This is a genomic window from Dysgonomonas sp. Marseille-P4361 (assembly GCF_900343125.1).
GTDB lineage: Bacteria > Bacteroidota > Bacteroidia > Bacteroidales > Dysgonomonadaceae > Dysgonomonas.
Map to the genome: position 1 here is coordinate 28,551 of NZ_OPYL01000006.1, position 19,095 is coordinate 47,645.

General features: G+C 37.7%; 18 protein-coding genes and 1 tRNA gene. 8 read left to right on the forward strand and 11 right to left on the reverse strand.

Translation table 11 applies throughout. The features are described 5' to 3' along the window. Positions 1 to 5 precede the first annotated feature (5 nt). Both fabF and DHU68_RS11360 read right to left on the reverse strand, forming a co-directional pair. Positions 6 to 1,268 carry a beta-ketoacyl-ACP synthase II gene (fabF, locus tag DHU68_RS11355; RefSeq protein ID WP_108823117.1) on the reverse strand — a complete coding sequence of 421 codons (1,263 nt, stop codon included), beginning with the start codon at positions 1,266 to 1,268 and terminating at the stop codon, positions 6 to 8. A 21-nt stretch (positions 1,269 to 1,289) separates the two neighbouring features. Further along, a complete protein-coding gene (locus DHU68_RS11360) occupies positions 1,290 to 1,526 on the reverse strand; it encodes an acyl carrier protein (RefSeq protein ID WP_108823118.1) in 237 nt (78 codons plus the stop codon). Positions 1,527 to 1,679: 153 nt separating this feature from the next. Here DHU68_RS11360 and purN point away from each other — a divergent pair, with 153 nt between their 5' ends. Continuing rightward, positions 1,680 to 2,243 (forward strand): phosphoribosylglycinamide formyltransferase, encoded by a 564-nt coding sequence (gene purN / locus DHU68_RS11365; RefSeq protein ID WP_108823119.1) that lies wholly within the window; start codon positions 1,680 to 1,682, stop codon positions 2,241 to 2,243. Positions 2,244 to 2,255: 12 nt separating this feature from the next. Here purN and DHU68_RS11370 read toward each other — a convergent pair whose 3' ends face one another. Beyond that, positions 2,256 to 3,362, reverse strand: a complete 1,107-nt coding sequence (locus tag DHU68_RS11370) for a hypothetical protein (protein ID WP_108823120.1) — start codon at positions 3,360 to 3,362, stop codon at positions 2,256 to 2,258. A 215-nt stretch (positions 3,363 to 3,577) separates the two neighbouring features. On the opposite strand from DHU68_RS11370, the gene DHU68_RS11375 reads away from it, so the two are divergent. Then, on the forward strand, positions 3,578 to 5,218 hold the full coding sequence (locus tag DHU68_RS11375; RefSeq protein WP_108823231.1) for a fumarate hydratase: 1,641 nt from the start codon (positions 3,578 to 3,580) through the stop codon (positions 5,216 to 5,218). Between the two features lie 96 nt (positions 5,219 to 5,314). After that, a complete protein-coding gene (locus DHU68_RS11380) occupies positions 5,315 to 5,983 on the forward strand; it encodes an HD domain-containing protein (protein ID WP_108823121.1) in 669 nt (222 codons plus the stop codon). A gap of 54 nt (positions 5,984 to 6,037) precedes the next feature. Here the strand turns inward: DHU68_RS11380 and DHU68_RS11385 are convergent, their stop codons facing one another. From DHU68_RS11385 to DHU68_RS11405, 5 genes are all read right to left on the reverse strand, one after another. Continuing rightward, positions 6,038 to 6,811 (reverse strand): 4Fe-4S binding protein, encoded by a 774-nt coding sequence (locus DHU68_RS11385; protein ID WP_108823122.1) that lies wholly within the window; start codon positions 6,809 to 6,811, stop codon positions 6,038 to 6,040. A gap of 88 nt (positions 6,812 to 6,899) precedes the next feature. Further along, on the reverse strand, positions 6,900 to 8,663 hold the full coding sequence (locus DHU68_RS11390) for a hypothetical protein (RefSeq protein ID WP_255412492.1): 1,764 nt from the start codon (positions 8,661 to 8,663) through the stop codon (positions 6,900 to 6,902). 32 nt (positions 8,664 to 8,695) lie between these two features. Beyond that, positions 8,696 to 11,692: a tetratricopeptide repeat protein gene (locus tag DHU68_RS11395; protein WP_108823124.1), complete on the reverse strand. Its 2,997-nt coding sequence runs from the start codon at positions 11,690 to 11,692 to the stop codon at positions 8,696 to 8,698. After that, positions 11,689 to 12,210 (reverse strand): NUDIX domain-containing protein, encoded by a 522-nt coding sequence (locus DHU68_RS11400; RefSeq protein ID WP_108823125.1) that lies wholly within the window; start codon positions 12,208 to 12,210, stop codon positions 11,689 to 11,691. The genes DHU68_RS11395 and DHU68_RS11400 overlap by 4 nt, the downstream gene beginning before the upstream one ends. Before the next feature lie 46 nt (positions 12,211 to 12,256). Then, the gene (locus DHU68_RS11405; RefSeq protein ID WP_108823126.1) at positions 12,257 to 12,838 is read right to left on the reverse strand and encodes a DUF3109 family protein; all 582 of its coding nucleotides are present in this window, start codon (positions 12,836 to 12,838) and stop codon (positions 12,257 to 12,259) included. Positions 12,839 to 13,058: 220 nt separating this feature from the next. Between DHU68_RS11405 and DHU68_RS11410 the strand changes: the two genes are divergently transcribed. Further along, positions 13,059 to 13,130: transfer RNA gene (locus DHU68_RS11410), tRNA-Arg, on the forward strand. Positions 13,131 to 13,287: 157 nt separating this feature from the next. After that, the gene (locus tag DHU68_RS11415) at positions 13,288 to 13,491 is read left to right on the forward strand and encodes a hypothetical protein (protein WP_108823127.1); all 204 of its coding nucleotides are present in this window, start codon (positions 13,288 to 13,290) and stop codon (positions 13,489 to 13,491) included. 236 nt (positions 13,492 to 13,727) lie between these two features. Here DHU68_RS11415 and DHU68_RS11420 read toward each other — a convergent pair whose 3' ends face one another. Together DHU68_RS11420 and DHU68_RS11430 are read right to left on the reverse strand one after the other, a co-directional pair. Further along, the gene (locus DHU68_RS11420; protein WP_108823128.1) at positions 13,728 to 14,135 is read right to left on the reverse strand and encodes a hypothetical protein; all 408 of its coding nucleotides are present in this window, start codon (positions 14,133 to 14,135) and stop codon (positions 13,728 to 13,730) included. 456 nt (positions 14,136 to 14,591) lie between these two features. Beyond that, complete coding sequence (locus tag DHU68_RS11430) at positions 14,592 to 14,855, reverse strand: hypothetical protein (RefSeq protein WP_108823130.1); 264 nt, start codon at positions 14,853 to 14,855, stop codon at positions 14,592 to 14,594. A 175-nt stretch (positions 14,856 to 15,030) separates the two neighbouring features. Here DHU68_RS11430 and DHU68_RS11435 point away from each other — a divergent pair, with 175 nt between their 5' ends. Continuing rightward, the gene (locus tag DHU68_RS11435) at positions 15,031 to 15,339 is read left to right on the forward strand and encodes a hypothetical protein (protein WP_108823131.1); all 309 of its coding nucleotides are present in this window, start codon (positions 15,031 to 15,033) and stop codon (positions 15,337 to 15,339) included. A gap of 253 nt (positions 15,340 to 15,592) precedes the next feature. Here DHU68_RS11435 and DHU68_RS11440 read toward each other — a convergent pair whose 3' ends face one another. Beyond that, on the reverse strand, positions 15,593 to 15,874 hold the full coding sequence (locus DHU68_RS11440; protein ID WP_255412493.1) for a hypothetical protein: 282 nt from the start codon (positions 15,872 to 15,874) through the stop codon (positions 15,593 to 15,595). Positions 15,875 to 16,032: 158 nt separating this feature from the next. Here DHU68_RS11440 and DHU68_RS11445 point away from each other — a divergent pair, with 158 nt between their 5' ends. Both DHU68_RS11445 and priA read left to right on the forward strand, forming a co-directional pair. Then, positions 16,033 to 16,644: a porin family protein gene (locus tag DHU68_RS11445; RefSeq protein WP_108823132.1), complete on the forward strand. Its 612-nt coding sequence runs from the start codon at positions 16,033 to 16,035 to the stop codon at positions 16,642 to 16,644. An 8-nt stretch (positions 16,645 to 16,652) separates the two neighbouring features. Further along, positions 16,653 to 19,094, forward strand: coding sequence for a primosomal protein N' (gene priA, locus DHU68_RS11450; RefSeq protein WP_108823133.1), 2,442 nt, complete (start codon positions 16,653 to 16,655; stop codon positions 19,092 to 19,094). Position 19,095: the final 1 nt, after the last annotated feature.

A 19,095-nucleotide genomic window follows, 5' to 3' on the forward strand; every position in this document is an offset into this window, starting at 1 on the left:
GTGACTTATTTCTGGAACTTTTTAACGATAACACATGCGTTATGTCCTCCAAAACCGAATGTATTTGACAGAGCGGCGTTTACAGTCCTTTGTTGAGCTTTATTAAATGTTAGATTTAATTTGTAGTCAATTTCAGGATCTTCGTCTCCCTCTGTAAAGTTAATAGTTGGAGGTACAATGTCATTTTGTACTGCAAGTATACTAAACATAGTCTCTAATGCTCCAGCTGCACCTAAAAGGTGACCTGTCATAGATTTAGTTGAACTGATGTTTAAGTTGTATGCATGTTCACCAAATACTTCTTTGATTGCTTTGATTTCGGATGGATCTCCTACAGGGGTTGATGTACCATGTACATTAATGTAGTCTAGTTCCGTTACATCCATTTTTGCGTCTTCAAGAGCGTTGCGCATTACAAGTTTTGCTCCTAGACCTTCGGGATGAGATGCTGTTAGATGGTAAGCATCTGCAGACATTCCTCCTCCTACAACTTCGGCATAAATTTTAGCTCCACGAGCCAAAGCATGCTCAAGTTCTTCGAAGATTAGACAAGCTGCACCCTCTCCGATTACAAATCCGTCGCGACTAGCGCTGAACGGGCGAGATGCTGTTTCAGGGGAGTCGTTGCGAGTCGATAGGGCAGTCATTGCGTTGAAGCCTCCTACACCTGATTCGGTGATAGCAGCTTCAGCTCCACCAACAACAATAAGGTCAGCTTTGCCCAAACGAATTTGGTCAAATGCTGTAATTGCACTATGAGTTGATGAGGCGCAGGCCGATACTGTTCCAAAGTTTGGTCCTCTCAGCCCGTGTTTGATAGAGATATGGCCGGCAGCTATATCAGATATCATTTTGGGGATAAAGAAAGGGTTGAATTTTGGACCCATTTCCTGATGAGTAAAGTAATATGCAACTTCTTCTTCAAAAGTTTTAATACCACCAATACCTGCTGAGAAAATGACTCCTATTCTATCTCGGTTTAGTTTGTCAAAGTCTAGTTTTGAGTCAGCAATAGCTTCTTCAGAAGAGGCTATAGCTAGTAATGCGTATCTATCGCATTTGCGGGCTTCTTTTCTGTCCAGATATTTAGACGAATCGAAGTCTTTTACTTCGCATGCGAATTGAGTTTTGAATTTAGACGCGTCAAAATGAGTAATAGGTCCAGCCCCGCTTACTCCTGCTAAGGCATTCTTCCATGTAGTTTCTACATCGTTGCCAATAGGTGTTACCGAACCTAGACCTGTTACTACTACTCTTTTTAATTCCATAAGTAATTATAGGAAATAAAATTATTTTGCATTTGCTTCAATATAAGAGACAGCGTCTCCTACTGTAGCGATTTTTTCAGTTTGATCATCTGGAATAGAAATACCAAATTCTTTTTCAAATTCCATGATTAATTCTACTGTATCAAGTGAATCTGCTCCTAGGTCGTTTGTAAAGCTAGCTGTTTCTGTTACTTCAGATTCTTCTACGCCTAACTTATCAACAATAATTGCTTTCACTTTAGCTGCTACTTCTGACATAATTTTTAGTTTTAATTGATAATAAAATTTTATTTATAATTTTGTCGCTGCAAAGTAACGGTTTTTTATCTATATTAAACAAATATTTAGTCCATAAAATAGTTAAAATTGCACATTTATTTTGTTTGTGTGCATAAAAATCTTCCCCAAAGAATGAAAAATATTGCAATATTTGCTTCAGGATCAGGAACTAATGCTGAGAATATAGCAAACTTCTTCAAAAACAGTGCAGATGTAAAAATCTCTTTAATTGTATCGAACAAAAAGGATGCTTTTGTACACGAACGTGCGAAAAAAATGGATATTGAGTCTGTTATTTTTTCAAAACAGGAGTTTGAAACAACAGATAAAGTGCTTGATTTATTAAAGGAAAGAAATATTGACTTTATCGTTCTTGCAGGTTTTTTATTGAAAGTTCCTCACAATTTGTTAGACGCATATCCAAACAAGATTATAAATATACATCCAGCATTGCTGCCTAAGTTTGGGGGGAAGGGTATGTATGGCGATGCGGTGCATAAGGCTGTCGTTGAAGCTGGAGAAACACAATCGGGCATAACGATACATTATGTAAATGAAAATTACGACGAAGGAGCTATCATATTTCAAGCAACTTGTGATGTGGCAGAAAGTGACACCTTTGAAGATGTGGCAAAAAAAGTGCATACACTAGAGTATATGCACTTCCCTATCGTTATAGAACGATTGCTTAAGTAATAAGGTATATTATTATATTTCTTCTACGCTGTCTTTGTACTGGCTGGCTTCCTTTTCTTTAATGCGTCTCACCGATCTTTTAGGAGTCTCATCCTTTTTGGTAGATGTTTCTTCTTTTATTTCGTTAGATTGCTCTCTTTTTCTGACTACGGGAATTGAGTTACGCTCAGATGGAGCTGCCTCTATTATAGTGACTTCATTAGGAGCTTCTTCAGCCGGATTTGTCACTACACGTTTAAGAACCTTTGTTCCCCCGCTGTATACGGCATTACCTTCTCTATCTTGATCTTTTTGAGAGGTAATTCGTACATCTATATATTCTCCGCTGTCGGAGGTCTCTCGCTTAATTACAGGGATTGATTTAAGTTCTTTAATCTCTTTTTCGCGTTGAACTCTTTTGATCTCATGGATGTATGAACCTAAATCATTGTTTTGAGGTGTCGTTTTTTGATACTTCGGAAGTTTTATTCTGTTAAGTCCGTCTTCTGTAGCAGTGATCCATATCTCTCCATTAGGGTTGCCCGATAGGGTTTCCTTTACTCTACGATCCTCTTTGATAACATCAGATGGGCGCAGTTGATTGACGATTGATTGATCGACCTCAACACCATTTATATAATAGGTGGGCTTTTCTCCATATTTAAGGTATAGAGCCGCGAGTTCCTCTGTAGATAGATCTTCTTTGGGTTTTACTCTTACTGCATCCACAAGTTTCTTTGCTTCAATTTCTTTTTGTCTCAAATCTCTGTTTTTACTTGCCAAACGGAAGGATAAACCGTCATTGTTTCCTTTAAGCTGTTTCTTTTCACGCTGAAGGTCTTGAATAAGAGCATTCATGTCTAGCATAGCCTCTTCTGAAGTATAATCTAGCTTCTGATGAAAAAGAGAGTCTAAAGCACTATGAGATCTATCGAGTCTTAGGAACTCGGTCTCAGGCGAATTCAGTCCTGTGCTAATAAAGTTTACCACCAAAGTTGTATCATTGGATGTGGTAATATAATGTCTTTTACCTATCTGTTCGGCTTGTCTTTCTGTTACAGACTTAAAGCGTTGAGCCTTTACGCAAAGGGGTAATAGGAGTAAGAACGAAAATAAAATTATATACTTGTTTGCACTCATTTGTGTTTGTTGTTAAATAATAGTTGTCTCACAATAATAAGCCTAAATTACTTATAATTAGCAAAGATACAAGATTTTTTGAAAAAGGTATTTGTGTATATGAAAATTAGCATAAAACAACGATCTTTTTCATGTTTTATAGATGTGTTATGCTTGAAAAGGTTGCATATATTTGTTACATTTGTGACTATCAAATCAACTATAAAAAATTAAATATGGCAACACCTCCATTTAAGTATGAAGAAACTTTCCAAATGGGGAAAGATACTACCGAGTATTATCTTTTGTCTAAAGATTATGTCTCGACAACAAACTTTGAAGGACAAGAAATCCTAAAAGTAGAACCGGAAGCTTTAACCTTGCTAGCTCAGCATGCATTCCATAATGTAGAGTTTTTGCTTCGTCCGGAGCATCAACAACAAGTAGCTAAAATATTGTCCGATCCGGAAGCTAGTGACAACGATAAATTTGTAGCATTAACTTTCTTGCGCAATGCAGAAATCTCGGCAAGAGGTATTCTTCCATTCTGTCAAGATACAGGAACAGCAATCGTTGTAGGAAAGAAAGGTCAGGGAGTGTGGACTAAAGGAAGCGATGAAGAGGCCTTGTCAAAAGGTGTATACAATACATTTACAGAAGACAACCTACGCTATTCTCAAAATGCACCTCTTGATATGTATAAGGAAATCAATACAGGAACAAATCTTCCTGCTCAAATAGATCTTTATGCCGTTCAAGGAAATGAATATAAATTTTTATTCGTCGCTAAAGGTGGAGGTTCAGCAAACAAAACATACTTGTACCAGGAAACTAAAGCTTTGCTAAACCCTGGAAAATTAGAGTCTTTCTTGATTGATAAAATGAAATCTTTGGGAACAGCGGCTTGTCCTCCATATCATATAGCATTTGTTGTTGGTGGTACTTCTGCTGAAACAAACCTGAAAACAGTAAAATTAGCTTCGACAAAATATTATGACAACCTTCCTACTACCGGTAGCGAGGGGGGGAGAGCTTTCCGTGACTTAGAAATGGAAGCTAAGCTTCAGAAAGCGGCTGAGCAATTAGGACTTGGTGCGCAATTTGGAGGTAAATATTTTGCTCACGATATTCGTGTTATCCGTCTGCCTCGCCACGGTGCTTCTTGTCCTGTAGGAATGGGAGTCTCTTGTTCGGCAGACAGAAATATCAAAGGGAAGATAAACAAAGATGGTATCTGGTTAGAAAAAATGGAAGATAATCCGGCTCGTTTAATTCCTGCAGAATATCAACAAGCAGGAGAAGCAGGTGGAGTGAAAATCGACTTGAACCGTCCGATGAAAGAAATACTGGCAGAATTGACTAAATATTCGGTATCTACTCGTCTGTCTTTGACAGGAACTATTATCGTAGGTCGCGATATTGCACATGCTAAATTGCAAGAGAGAATTGATAATGGTGAAGGACTTCCTCAATACATCAAAGATCATCCAATCTATTATGCAGGTCCGGCTAAGACTCCGGAAGGTTATGCAAGTGGATCGATGGGACCGACCACAGCTGGTCGTATGGATTCGTATGTAGATTCGTTCCAATCGAATGGAGGTAGCTTGATCATGATTGCTAAAGGAAACCGTAGCCAGCAAGTGACAGATGCCTGTCACAAACATGGTGGCTTCTATTTAGGAAGCATTGGAGGTCCTGCTGCAATACTAGCTCAAAATAGTATTAAGAGCCTTGAGTGTCTTGAATATCCGGAATTGGGTATGGAGGCCATCTGGAAAATAGAAGTGGTAGACTTCCCTGCATTTATCCTTGTAGATGATAAAGGAAATGATTTCTTCCAGCAACTGAAACCAGTGAATTGTTCTATGTGTTAAGTCACAGGTAATATCATATATAGAAAAGGTCTATCGGGAAAATTCTGATAGACCTTTTTTGTATATTTGAACTTTATATTGAATAAAAAAGACAGCATGACTAATAAAATTACATTTGAAGATATTAAAAACTCGAAAGAGATAAGAACATATATCAAGCAGGCTGATGAGTCGCTTCGGGTAATGGGTTTTACTGAGCATAGCTTTGCTCATGTGACTAAATGTGCAGAAGTAGCCGGAAGTTTACTCCACGATCTTGGTTATAGTGATCATGAGGTGGAGCTAGCAAAAATAGCAGCCTATATGCACGATATAGGGAATGTTATCAATCGTGCCGATCATGCACAGAGTGGTGCAGTGATGGCTTTTCGTATTCTCGACAAAATGGGTATGGATCCGAAAGACACGGCAACTATTATTACAGCAATAGGAAATCATGACGAAGCTACGGCTTATCCTGTAAATGCTGTTGCGGCGGCTTTAATTCTCGCAGATAAAACAGATGTTCGTCGTAGCCGCGTTCGCCGAAATGCAGATATTCATACTGACATACACGACAGGGTAAATTATGCAGTGGAAAAATCGGAATTAGTTTTAGATAAGGAAGAGAAAACATTGACGCTGTTCTTGACAGTAGATACGAATGTGAGTGCTATAATGGACTATTTTGAAATATTCTTAGGGCGAATGAAGTTGTCTCGTAGAGCAGCAGAATTCTTTGATCTGAAATTTCAGCTCAATGCAAATGGAACGGTTTTATTGTAGTTATTTATAAAAGCAAAAAGCACCGAAAGTATTCTTTCGGTGCTTTTTGCTTTTTTATGATATAAAGAAGAACTCAGGATCTTTCCTTACCCCTGCTAGTTTAGATTCAAATTTACGACGTGCGATTGAATAAATCAGTCCTCTGAATTTTCGGGAATGTTGAGGACAAACAGCAATACATCTGGCACAGGAAATACATAAATCTTTGTCCGTCTTTTTAGGATTGTCTTCGGTGATGGCGTGCGTAGGGCACATCTTTACACAAGTACCACAATTGTCACATTGTTTATCACCTTTCGGGGTTAAAGGAATCTTCGAGACTTCTCTGTAAGGATAATTTCCTTTTACTTCTAATGAAGATGAATTAGAATCAAGCGATTGATATTTTTTTATGCTCTTTTTCACAAAATCAGCAATTTTTAGTTTGTCTTTTTCGTCAGGACGATCCTTAGCTACATTTGAGAAAATAGAATGTTGAGCAATAAAGGCTCCGGCAGCAAAAGGGATAAAACCATTCCCTTGGCAGATGTTTTTAAGTTCTAATAGGGTGTCTTCGTATTCTCTGTTTCCATACACGCATACGAGTATGGCTGGTGTTGACTCTCCTTTTATTTGTTGTAGATAGTCTACAGCCATTGCTGGTACTCTACCCGAATAAACAGGCACTCCAAAAATGACAGTGTCTTCTTTTGTGAAAGATAAAGGAGCAGCTATGCCTTGTGTAATATCGTGTTCCTTTATTGTTGTGTTAAACTCTTTCCCGATAGAACGCATAATCTTGCGTGTAGATAGAGCCGGACTGTAGTAGACCAAGTGTACTTCTTTCATGATAGTTCCTTTCGTTTATTCCTTTAAAGGTACAAAAAAAAGCTTCCGGATACTAACTCCGGAAGCTTTGCTATATAAAGGGTTGCTTTTAGAATTTGAAACTCAATCCGCCTAAAGCATTAAAGCCTTGTAGAGGGTAGCCATATTGTAACTCATATTTTTGGTTCAATATGTTATTGGCTTTGGCATAAACCGACAGCCAGTTTGTTACTTGATATGTTCCTTTTACACTTAGTTCATTCACATCTTTCATGCTAACCATAGAGTTGCTTTCAGTAGTCTGTGCATATGTTTTGCGACCTCCTGCATAAGTATAATTTAATGATAGAATAAGCTTGTCAATTGGTCTGATGTCTGCATTAAATTCTGCTACAAAAGAAGGAAGTCCCCAAGCTTTTTTCTCACTAAGGAGTTCTCCCGAAGGAAGCATATGCTCGTTATCATATTTAACAGTATAGAAGTAGCTAACTATTTTTGCATACAAGTCGGTACGAGGGATAAGATTCGTCTTTATTAATCCTCCTATATGCCCTGTAGAAATATCAGCATAAGTAGGTATGCTAACATTGCTCCACGTTTCGGTATAGCTTCTTAAGTATAGATGGTCATTGTCTGTCTTTTTGTATCCGGCAAACAGGTCAAACTCAAAACCACTGATAACACCCGATTTGAATCCTGCCTTAAGATCAAATAATGTTTTAGAATACTCAACACGCGTCTCAGGTGTCATGTAGCGATTTTCTTGCAGAATGTCAAGATAGGTATTGTTGTTAACCCCTCCGGTAGCTTCGAAGTAAAGTACGTTTACATCATAGATGCTAACATCAGCTTTCACGTTAGGAGAGAAATGAAGCTTCTTCTTAATGTCAAATATACCGCTTACATTAACGCCTAAGTCAACATTCCATGTAGAACCTTGAAGCTTGATATAAGGTGTTCCTGTTATAGTAGTAAGATTATGAAAAGCTTCTTCGAATAGCTCTTCGTTCCCAAAAGAATGATTCATGAAATTTCCTTTTACTCCTACCACTTTATCTGCATCCAGGTCTGCATAGAAATTAAGGTCTAAATCCAATTGTCCACCTTTGGGCGCAAACTCTTTAGTGACAGGACCAAATTTACTTTTGAAGCTTTGGTATCTGATGTTCCCGTCATATTTAAGTTCTCCTTCATTTTTCAGACTCGACTTCAATCCTGCGCCTATGCTGATAACATCTACATTCTGTTTCGAATCAATATCGAAAGGCAATACATCGGAAGCTCCGGCCATGATAAAGCTGTTGCCATAATAGTTATATGCAGTATTGAAGAACGAAGCATCGAAAGATAAGATCGATGGCTCGAAGAAATGTTGATATTTCAAGTTTACATTCGTGGCTGAATATTTAGCCTTAACATCCTCTTCCAAGTATTTTTTACCATCAATATAGTCTATCATACCATTAGTAGAAGAGTGTGTAGCAAATAGGTCTAGTCTGTCAGTTGCAGAATTAATAATTCTGACACCGGCTGCACCTTCGATATTTGCATGTGTACCTCCGCCTATATCCAAGTAGCCGCGTTTTTTGCTGAAGTCTACTGTGGTGTTGATATCTCCGGAGGAAACTTTGCCTAATTGATTACTGGTAATATTTAGCTGTGGTGCCGAGCTTACAAAATTGAATTGTTTAGCCTTTACCTCCGGTGTGAAGATAGAAGGTGTTGTATTTATTTTCGAAGCATCCAGCATTGTAGGGTTATATTCTCTTTCGAGTAATACCTGACGAGTAAGGGTTGAGTCTTTTTGCGCCATTGCAGCTAAACTTACCATGCCTAACCCAGCTATAAGGATTGATTTATATAAAGTATTCATTGTTTTCTCTTTTTTTAGGTTCATGAGTAAAATTACTTCAAGGTGCTCAGACGTGTAGAAATCATATCTTTGATATCGGTCTCAGATCCTTTATAGTTTGCCTGTAAGCTTTCAAGATACTGACGGGCTTGGAAGTTGTCGCCTTTAGCCGCATAAACATCAGCCAGAACGATAACAGCTCTCGCCATCCAATATTGATGAGGAGTTCCCTCTTTCATGAAGCTAAGAACTTGGCTTTCTGCCTTGTCGTATGATTTAGCTTGGAAGTACATGTCAGCTAACAAATATTGAGACTCTGCTCCAAATGCCGAACGAGTGTCTTTTGCTACAATTTGCAGATCTGCGATTGCCTTATCTGTTTGGTTCAGATTCTTCAACGATTGACCTCTGTAGAAGTGTGCCTCTTTGCTTACATCAGACGAAAGTTTTTTGTCTTCCAACAGTTTATTTGCTGCCTCAACCACTTCGTTGTCTTTCTTCATCAGGTAAGCACATCTCAGCATACCTAAACGACCTACATTACGATTGTCAGCATTTGCTGCAACCATACTTAGATGATCGTAAGCCGCGTAAGCCGCCTGATAATTTTTGCGATCGAATTCAATACCCGAAGCGAAAATCAGCGCATCGTCAATGTATTTAGGGTTGTTAGAGTTGATAACTTCTCTGAAATGGCTCAATGCAGAGTCGAAGTCTTTGGCATCGAATGCCATGCTTCCTAGGTAGTAATGAGCATCGCTAGAGAAGACCCCTTTAGGGTATGCTTGCAGGTATTTCTCAAATGAACCTTTTGACTGCGCTTTATTTCCTTTGATGTAAACATTCTCTGCAGCCAGATAAGTTAACGAATCCTGTCTTGTAGCAGAAAGGATAGTTCCTTTACCAAGTGAGTTAACATATGCAGCATACGAATCGATATCGTTCACATCTTTATATACTCCCTCTAAACTTTGTATTGCTGTACGAGCTTCGTCCGTATTCGGATAATTATTGATTACTTGCTTGTAAGCAGCAATTGATTTTTGAGAGTTGTTTAGGTTGAAATAAGATTGACCTAATTGCACACCCGCTTTTTGAGCTAAGTTCGATTTAGGGAAGTCTTTCAATAGTTTTTCAAGAACTTCTATTGCTTCACGCTCTTTGTCTTGCATTATTAATGCACGGCTTTTTTCGAACAATGCATCATCGTAATATTGAGAGTTCGGATACTTGTTCATCATGCTGTTTAGTGCAGCTATTTTACCGCCATAGTTACGTTGCAGTCCAAGAACAAATGCTTTTTGGAATTCGGAGTAATCCGCATTTCCAGGGTTGGCATTTGCAGCCTGTGAATAATATGATTCAGCTTGGCTGAAGTTACGGTTGTATAAGAAGCAGTCTCCGATGCGGTTTAGTGCATCCGGATAACTTGGAGATTGTTTGTTTGTTTCTGCCGAAACATATTTTCTGAAATTATTCAATGCAGAATTGTAATCTCCGGTCTGGTAGTTTGTATAAGCCAGATTGTATAATGCTAAAGGATAGTTTTTGTTTCTCGAAGAAGCTTGACCTACAAATGTAGCATAATCTCTTCCGGCAGAGCGGTAATCGCCTTTGCGATAAAATGTTTCTCCTCTCCAAAAATACGATTCGTTGCGAGCCTCTCTGTTGTAGTCTCCCATATTGATCGTTGTATTGAAATGCTCGGCAGCTTTATCATATCTTCCATCAATAAACTCTTGTACACCAATTTGGAATAGGATAACTTGTTTTGCATCAAGAATTTGTTTTCCCGGAGATTTTATAGAATTGATAGCCGTTAATGCTGTATTATAATTTTTTGTAGAAAGTAATGTAGTTGCTAAAACTTCGTTTACTTCATTCGTATGTTTAGAATTCGGATATTCGGTCAGGAAGCGTTGCGAAGCTGTGATTGCTTGTCCAAAAGCCGACCCCCCATCCTGATTCATAAGCATAACGTAATTGTATAGAGCTTCCTCGCTGATTGTACGGTCAAACTCAGCTCTTGCAGCAGCGTCGAAAGCCATGATGGCATTTCTTGTTTCATTTACTTTCAGATACGATTGTCCGAGTAGCATATAACCTGCCTGACCAAGAAGATCGGAAGTGGAAGCCACGTTTTTCAACGCATCCACAGCGTTGCGGAAGTCGTTCGTTCTGTAATATGCTTCTGCTAATTGGTACATATCTTCGCGGAAAGGAGAATCAGTTCTCTCAACATACTGACTGTAATTGTTTATCGCATTCTGAGTGTCTCCCGAACGGTAATAGCTGTTTCCGAGCAAACGGTAAACTTCTGCCGTATTTGCGCTATTGGGATATGAAGCTAGATAATCTCTTCCTTGAGAAACTGTTTCGTTCAGGTCTCCTTGCAGATAAGCAGCCTGCATAAGGAAGAAAGTTGCATTCTCTTTGTATTCTTGTTTTCCTTTCAATTTACGGAAAGTAGGGATGGCTTTGTCATATTCTCCATCTTGGAAATTGATATAAGCTAGGTAGTAAGATGCCGGTTCAGCATATTTTTTACTATTGCGACTCAGTAATCCAAAATAGCGTTTAGCTTCATCTTTGCTGCCTACTTGTAGATTTGCATAAGCTGCTCTGTAGCTAAAATCTTCTTGCTCCGATGGAGTAAGGTAATCCATGTCGGATTGAGAAAACCAGTAAAGTGTTTTGTCCCAATCTTTCTCTACAAAATGGGTTGTTCCGATGTAGAAACATACTTGGTTGCGGTGGTAAGTTTCCGGATATTCTTCTAAATATTCTTTTAGAAGTTCAGCTGCATTTTCGTTTCCTAGTTTATACATGGAAGCAACAATCATGAAATCAGCTTCGCTCCAAAGTTTATTCTTCTTAGACTTTTTCTTGAATTCCTCTAGAGTATTCATACTCCCTACGTAATTGTTGTCCTTGAACATCTCTTTACCTTGCGTAAAAAGCCTATCAGGGAGTTCCGTGTACACGGACTTTTGCGCGTAAGCGAATTGTACGCTAAACACTACGCCTAAAGCTACAAGTAGTTTTTTCATATTTCCATTTTTTGTATTGTCTTAACAACTTCTTTGACTGATGCCAAACCGAAAAGATCGGGTTGCAAATCTGCTATTTTTATAAATTGTAGGTTCGATACATCATCATCTGCTCTCAGGTTGGATGTATCTTTCACGTTGCATAAATAAACTAAATCTAATGTTTGGATCTCAAAATTGGAGTACATATACCGATTAGGGATAGAAAATAAATAGTTGAGGCTATCAACCTCAAGCCCGGTTTCTTCCTTAACCTCTCTGATTACGGCTTCTTCTCCGTTTTCGTCCATGTCGACAAAGCCTCCGGGAAGGTCTAAAGTGCCTTTGACGGGTTCGTGTGCCCGGGTGGCAACCAGTAGTTCCTTTTCCTCGTTGAGTATAAGGGCGATGGTGGAAGAACTAATATTGAAATAGTAAGTGAATCCACAATTTCCGCACTTATTCGATTTAAAATCGTTCTCTTTGAAATCGTTCGATCCACACTTTGGGCAATATTTAAATTGAGATAAAGGATGCATTGATTTTTTTATTGTATATAAATAATAAACAGTTTTTGATGTTTATTTATTGTTTCTCTACTTTATTATATTCTTCGGCAATAAAAGATAATTCTTTATACCACTCTTCTCCGAACTTGCGAATCAAGGGTTCTTTGAGAAACTGATAAACTTTCAATCCGTTCTTGTTGCCAAGAGCCACAGCCGCTTTGCATACACTCCAGCGGTGATAGTTAACCGCCGTAAAATTTTTGTATCGTTGCAGACGGATTGGGTAGAGATGGCATGATATAGGTTTGTAGAAATTGACCTTACCTTCTCTGTAGGCTTTTTCTATGGCGCATTTGCATATCCCTTTTTCGTCGTAATATGTGAATACACAGTCTTTACCATTGACTATGGATGTGACCATTTCGCCATCGTAATCCTTGTAGGCTACACCTTGTTCTTTGATTACGGCTTGGGCTTCGGGCGAAAGATCGTCCCAAACGTGGGGTAAAAGATCTTCTATTATTTTGACTTCCTTATCCTCTAGAGGTGCTCCAGATTCTCCCTCTACACAGCATTCGCCTTTGCAGGCAGATAGGTCGCACAGGAAATTTTCTTCAATAATATCTGCTGCGACTATCGTATCTTCGATTTGAAACATTTATGTCTTTGTGTCTTTTAGTTTGAAAACTTTTCAAAAAATCGCTATAAAGATACATTTTTCTATCCACTTGATAAATAAGTTGGCTTGCTTTTATGATCTCTTTGTATTTGCTTGTTTGTATAAGGTGATTAAATAGTAATTTTTTGATTTGCCAGATCGCACAAATTCATTTACTTTTGCAGAGTATTCCTCCAAACAGAGAATGAGTAAATATGTTGGCGCAGTAGTTCAATGGATAGAATAGAAGTTTCCTAAACTTTAGATTCGGGTTCGATTCCCGGCTGTGCTACAAAGAAAGCCGCAGATGATGCGGCTTTCCTTGTTTTTCTGCTAAGGATAACTAATGTTAAGTTAAAATTATGTCATAATTGATCAGTATATCAAACAATTATCTTTAAAATGTTGTTTTAGTTTTGAGAGAAATTCATAAATTAATCATTAATTCTATGACTGCGGATAAAGATAAATTGAAAAAAAATGAAGGCTTGGATACTCGATTAGGGGCTCCAATGAAGAAAATTGCAGGGTTGAGTAGTGATATGAAAAAATCAGAGTCGGAGCATTTACACGCTTTTCGTGAAGATGTGAATATTGGAGAAGAAGAGGAAGAGCAAGATAAAGATAATGAAGAGGATATTTCTACATGTTGATGTTTCCGTTGTTAATTTGTTTGTCAATAGTATCATAATAAGAGCCATTCTCTTGGATAATATTCTGGTTTTGATTCTCGACTGTACTATAAGGAAAGCCGCAGGTGATGCGGCTTTTTTTTGTTTAAATTTTTAATACTTAGGCTATGCTTCCCATTTCTTTTTCTTAGCGTACTCTACAAAATATTTAATTATAGATACACATCCCGATGTAAAAAGCAAGACTGAGTGTATTCTCATTTATTCTGAAATAAATGTTGTTTGACTAACTGATATAGATCACTCATTCCGTCAAACATCCATAATTTTACTACCAAAACAATAAAAAGGAGTGAACCTAGTATGCTGGTGATTTTTACCCACAAGGGTTTACTCTCCATTTCTTTTAATAGCTTAGCTTCTCTTGTTTTATAATAGTTGTAAAGAATTTTGTCTAAGATTATAAATAGCGAAATTGGTATTAAGACGCTATACATAGGATATTTATGCCGCATATCATATTCATATGCATTAACCACCGAAAAACATAATGAAATGATTAAAAAAGCCATTACACCTGTTATGCTAATAATAGGTGACCAAAACTGTTGCACACGAATAATTTTTACAAAGAATATGTATAGCGAATAATATAGATATTTCATAACAGGTTTTTCCTAAAATAGATGAACTCCCCAAAGCAGAGTTTTACATGATTGGTCTCGTGTTAGGAGTTACTTGAGATGGAGTTTAATCGGGTCTGTGTTCTTTTTGCCTTTGTCTGTTCTTGAGATTCTATTTTTATAAAGAATAATAATATTAATCGTTATTAAAATAAGAATTGATATGGCAATTAAGGCTATTCTCCAAAGAGTTTCTTTATAACCAATAGTGATAATTTCTTCTAAAGAACTTCCCTGTAAAAAATATTCTCTGCCTCCAGGGTCTCTAAAGCACTTGAAATACAGAAAAACATTGTTCCATTCAATAATGATGAAAAATAAAGCTACAACTAGAAGGAGTAGATTAACTTTTAATATTGTTCGCAAGCAAGTATTATTCGTTTAGAATAGCGGTATAAAATTAGAGGTGAAAAAACTTTTCACCTCTACCTTTATTTTTTACAATCTTTCGATCAATCCCAGATTCTCCATTTCTCGTCGTGCAGCCTTTTTGTCGAAAGTAGTTAGTTCTGTTTTAAACTCTACAGTATCTACACAACCACCGACTGTAATGCGAAGAGATAAGACAGGTTCCCAATCGCTGCTAACGTTGTATCTGCCTAATTCGAAATAATTGTCAGCACCTTTAAAGCTAAGATCATTTGCATCTTTTAATCCGCCAGCTTCGGCAATTTTCTTCAATTGTAAGTCTGTAATATTCATATCATATCATTTTTTATTGTTGTAGTCTAACAAATATACCATTTTCTGACTGATTGCTGTGCCTTTATTTCAGTTTTATTTAATCTAAAGTTATTTAATTGAGTGTTTTTTTTGATTTTTATTGCGAGTTCCTCTGATATTTGTTAATTTTAGGGATAACCTTAAGCTTTACGTTATGAATAGAGATCAAATTATTAAGGAGTATATGTCCTCATATAATGCTATAGTGGCAAAATATAAAGAGAATAAAATCTTAGCCTTGGTAGAAGATATTAATCTGGCTATTTCGAGATCGGATATGAAAGTGATGAATGAAATTCATGAAAGAATATCGGAGTGGAATGATGAAGTGTCGATGTTACAAATGCGTAGGGATGCGCTCATGGCTAAAGATAAGAGTTATCGCTTGCCCTCTGTTGTCGAATTTATGATTGTCTACGATCATATAAATAAAGAGTGGCGATTTAATACGGAAGCTTACTAGTCTTTTTTATATTATCGGATATATTTTGTTTGCAGAAAAAGTGAACCCCGCAAAGGTAGTTTCTTTGCAGGGTTCTGAAGTGTATTGTCTGTATTAAAGGGAGTCTGCATCGGCAGCCTTTTATTTGAAAGGCAAGACCTGCAATCCTCGTAAAAGAGGTTTCCCTTAATAATATATTAGTGTGTCTACTCTTTGATTTCCTCCAAATCAAGACTTATTGTTGTATTGTCATATTTGTTGATTTGTCCGGTTCCTAAATCGACAAGGAAGCCTGGCCAAAACAAAATATTCCACAGCGTAGTTGCATTAAAGCCTGATTCAAGAAGAAATGGCTGAGTCTTGTAGCCTTCTTTTTTATTCTAGCTGTTGCTGTCCCATCGCTCCCGATTTCGGCCAATTTTACATTGCTATCAGCATCGTATATTTTTGTCCCTTCCGGTCCAGAGAATGTAATGCTCTGTCTCGAATTTGTAAAAATTGTAGCACATGAGGATAACAATATGCAAATAGAAAATAAGAACAATAGTCTTTTCATTGTATAGGGTTGTGTTTTGTTTAAGTTTAACAAAAATATAAATAAAAATAAATATTTCATAAAAATACAACTGTTTTTTAGTGCTATCTTTGATGTTTTAAAACCCAAATTGTATCCTAGCTGTTTATATGATATAACATCAACAAAAACGTTTAATTATGAAAAGAATTTATGTCCTTTTGTTCTCTGTTATTTTATTGCTGTTTGTGTCTGGTGTAGGTTCTGTTCAAGCACAAATAGTAAGAGGTGGATTAAAGGCTGGAATAGATGTAGCAGACCATAAAGTGAACTCCGATATATTGAAGGTTGGCAATCGTATAGGCTTTCAGGTAGGAGGTGTGTTGGAGATAAATATCCCTTTAACCGGATTTGGTGTAGAAACCGGAGTGTATTATGGGAATAAAAGTTATAAAGTAGAGAATAATGACCCGTTAGCTACCGGGGCTATTGAAGACTTGGAGTATGTAAGTGTACCTATTAGCGTGAAGCAACGTATTTCCCTATTTGGTATTGTAGGCATGTATTTTACTGCTGGAGCATATGGAAACTATGGCTTCAATGGAGGTGAGTTGACTATCAGTGGCAATACTTATAAGCAAAAAGAATTTCAAACCGGACTTGTCTTTGGTGCAGGTTTTAGCTTAATTAAGCATCTTGAGTTGGGGATGAATTACCGTTATAAATTAACCGATACATTCGATGGAGCACCTGAAGATTATATGAAGGTGGGTCGCCAAACATGGAGTGTTGGTTTAGCTTATTTGTTCTGAGAAATTAAATGAAACTATACGCAGACGTTGTATTACCTCTTCCTTTAGCTGGACTTTATACTTATAGCATCCCTACCGAATTTCAGAATACTATTTCTGAGGGAAGCCGAGTTATTGTACAGTTTGGAAAGAAGAAATTCTATACAGCGATTGTTGTAAAACTTTACCAGCCGAAAGAATTATTGTCTTCCATCAAGGATGTTTTGTCTACTTTGGAAGATTATCCTATAGTTACCCGTTCTCAGTTAGACTTCTGGGAGTGGGTCTCTTTTTATTATATGTGCTCTTTGGGCGAAGTGTATCGTGCTGCCCTTCCCTCGGCTTTAAAGTTGGAAAGCGAAACATATGTTTTTCTTAATTCATCATTCGAAGGGGAAGAGCCCTTGTCGGAGAAAGAAAAAAACGTTTTCTATCTTCTGTCCTCATCCAAAGGGTCGAGTATTTCGGAATTAGAGAAGCAGGCGAAATTGTCGAATGTGATTCCTGTAGTGAAGTCGCTTGTAGATAAGGGTGCCGCTTTTATCAATGAGAATATTGAAAATAGCTATTCTGCCAAAACTTTGTCGGCTGTGCGCTTGGCAAGGAGTTATTCTGATGAGGAGCTGAATGCTATATTGGATGATTTATCGAGAGCGAAGAAGCAGCAACATCTGTTGACAGTTTTTCTTTATATATCCGAAAATACAGATGTTGTAAAAAAGAAGCAGTTGCTTGAAAAGGCAGAAACTTCTTCTTCTGTTTTAGCAGAGCTTGTGAAAAAAGATATTCTGCATCTGTATGATTATGAAATCAGCCGGTTCGATTATGGAGAAACAAATATTGATTCTGCTCACGAATTGAATGAATATCAGCAAGAGGCATATAATAAGATTCAGAAATCTTTCGAGACGAAAGATGTGACTTTGTTGTATGGGGTTACATCGAGTGGTAAGACTGAAATATATATTCAGCTCATAAAAGAAATTATCAGTACCGGAAAACAAGTGCTGTACTTATTGCCGGAGATTGCTCTGACTGCACAAATTACCAATCGCTTAAAATCTGTTTTCGGAAACAAACTGGCTGTTTATCATTCAAAGTTTAATGATAACGAGCGTGCCGAAACTTGGAACAAGCTACTTTTGGACGATAGCGTGCAGGTGATTTTAGGTGCTCGATCGGCAGTTTTTCTTCCTTTTCGCAATTTAGGCTTAGTGATTGTTGATGAAGAGCACGAAAGTTCGTACAAACAGCAAGACCCTGCACCACGTTACAATGCACGAAATGCCTCAATAGTGTTAGCCGGTATGCAGAGTGCAAAAGTATTGCTGGGTACGGCTACACCTTCTATCGAAACATACTATAATGCTCAAGAAGGACGTTATGGTTTGGTAGAACTGACGAAAAGATATGAAAATATAGAGCTTCCTCAAGTTGAGGTAGTGAATATAAAAGAGTTGAGACGCAAGAAGCAAATGAAAACTTTTTTGTCTCCTCCTTTGATACAAAAAGTGGAAACCGCACTGTCTAAAAAGGAACAGGTTATCTTGTTTCAAAACCGACGGGGCTTTTCTTCTATGCTCGAATGCAAGACCTGTTCATGGGTTCCCCGTTGTTTGCATTGCGATGTTAGTCTGACTTATCATAAAGGGCAGCGAATGATGGTTTGTCACTATTGTGGCGCTACCTATTCAGTTCCTTCTGAATGTCCCGAATGCCAGACGCCTACCTTAGATACTCTAGGGTATGGAACAGAGCGGGTAGAAGAAGAGGTGTTGGAAATATTTCCAGATGTGTCTGTCGCTCGTATGGATCTGGATACAACAAGAGGGAAAAAAGCATATGAAAATATTATATCCAAGTTTGAAGACGGAGAAACAGAACTTCTGATTGGTACACAAATGGTAACAAAAGGACTCGATTTCGACAATGTATCGGTCGTGGGAGTCCTCAATGCAGATAATTTGTTGAATTACCCCGATTTCAGAGCATACGAAAAAGCCTATCAGCTGATGACACAGGTTAGTGGACGTGCCGGAAGAAAAAACAAGAGGGGGCTGGTTGTCCTACAAACGTCGCATCCGTCTCATGCTATAATAAATTTCGTGAAGCGAAATGATTATGCATCCTTCTATAAAATGCAGTTGGAAGAGAGACATCTGTTTCGTTATCCACCATACTATCGTCTAATAAATATAGTTTTAAGAAGCAGGGATGAGCGACAAGTTGAGGCCGCGGCTTTGCGATTTACTCAGTCATTGAAACAGAGTCTTGGCGATAGGGTCTTAGGCCCGGGTAAACCTCCTGTTTCTCGCGTTCAGTCTTTGTATATTCGAAACATACTTCTCAAAATAGAGAATAATGCATCTATCCGAAAAGTGCGGGAAACAATTGAGTATTATCAGAATCTTATCTCTTCCGATCCTGCGTTTAAATCAATATTGCTGTATTATGACGTTGATCCTGTGTAAT

What these genes read in the sequence shown, in the direction of transcription:
- DHU68_RS11390 (WP_255412492.1), bottom strand. Translation starts at nt 8,663, where the DNA reads ATGAATACTTTATATAAATCAATCCTTATAGCTGGGTTAGGCATGGTA.
- DHU68_RS11440 (WP_255412493.1), bottom strand. Translation starts at nt 15,874, where the DNA reads ATGAAAAGACTATTGTTCTTATTTTCTATTTGCATATTGTTATCCTCA.
- DHU68_RS11370 (WP_108823120.1), bottom strand. Translation starts at nt 3,362, where the DNA reads ATGAGTGCAAACAAGTATATAATTTTATTTTCGTTCTTACTCCTATTA.
- DHU68_RS11360 (WP_108823118.1), bottom strand. Translation starts at nt 1,526, where the DNA reads ATGTCAGAAGTAGCAGCTAAAGTGAAAGCAATTATTGTTGATAAGTTA.
- DHU68_RS11375 (WP_108823231.1), top strand. Translation starts at nt 3,578, where the DNA reads ATGGCAACACCTCCATTTAAGTATGAAGAAACTTTCCAAATGGGGAAA.
- fabF (WP_108823117.1), bottom strand. Translation starts at nt 1,268, where the DNA reads ATGGAATTAAAAAGAGTAGTAGTAACAGGTCTAGGTTCGGTAACACCT.
- DHU68_RS11415 (WP_108823127.1), top strand. Translation starts at nt 13,288, where the DNA reads ATGACTGCGGATAAAGATAAATTGAAAAAAAATGAAGGCTTGGATACT.
- DHU68_RS11420 (WP_108823128.1), bottom strand. Translation starts at nt 14,135, where the DNA reads ATGAAATATCTATATTATTCGCTATACATATTCTTTGTAAAAATTATT.
- DHU68_RS11445 (WP_108823132.1), top strand. Translation starts at nt 16,033, where the DNA reads ATGAAAAGAATTTATGTCCTTTTGTTCTCTGTTATTTTATTGCTGTTT.
- DHU68_RS11380 (WP_108823121.1), top strand. Translation starts at nt 5,315, where the DNA reads ATGACTAATAAAATTACATTTGAAGATATTAAAAACTCGAAAGAGATA.
- DHU68_RS11405 (WP_108823126.1), bottom strand. Translation starts at nt 12,838, where the DNA reads ATGTTTCAAATCGAAGATACGATAGTCGCAGCAGATATTATTGAAGAA.
- DHU68_RS11400 (WP_108823125.1), bottom strand. Translation starts at nt 12,210, where the DNA reads ATGCATCCTTTATCTCAATTTAAATATTGCCCAAAGTGTGGATCGAAC.
- DHU68_RS11430 (WP_108823130.1), bottom strand. Translation starts at nt 14,855, where the DNA reads ATGAATATTACAGACTTACAATTGAAGAAAATTGCCGAAGCTGGCGGA.
- priA (WP_108823133.1), top strand. Translation starts at nt 16,653, where the DNA reads ATGAAACTATACGCAGACGTTGTATTACCTCTTCCTTTAGCTGGACTT.
- purN (WP_108823119.1), top strand. Translation starts at nt 1,680, where the DNA reads ATGAAAAATATTGCAATATTTGCTTCAGGATCAGGAACTAATGCTGAG.
- DHU68_RS11395 (WP_108823124.1), bottom strand. Translation starts at nt 11,692, where the DNA reads ATGAAAAAACTACTTGTAGCTTTAGGCGTAGTGTTTAGCGTACAATTC.
- DHU68_RS11385 (WP_108823122.1), bottom strand. Translation starts at nt 6,811, where the DNA reads ATGAAAGAAGTACACTTGGTCTACTACAGTCCGGCTCTATCTACACGC.
- DHU68_RS11435 (WP_108823131.1), top strand. Translation starts at nt 15,031, where the DNA reads ATGAATAGAGATCAAATTATTAAGGAGTATATGTCCTCATATAATGCT.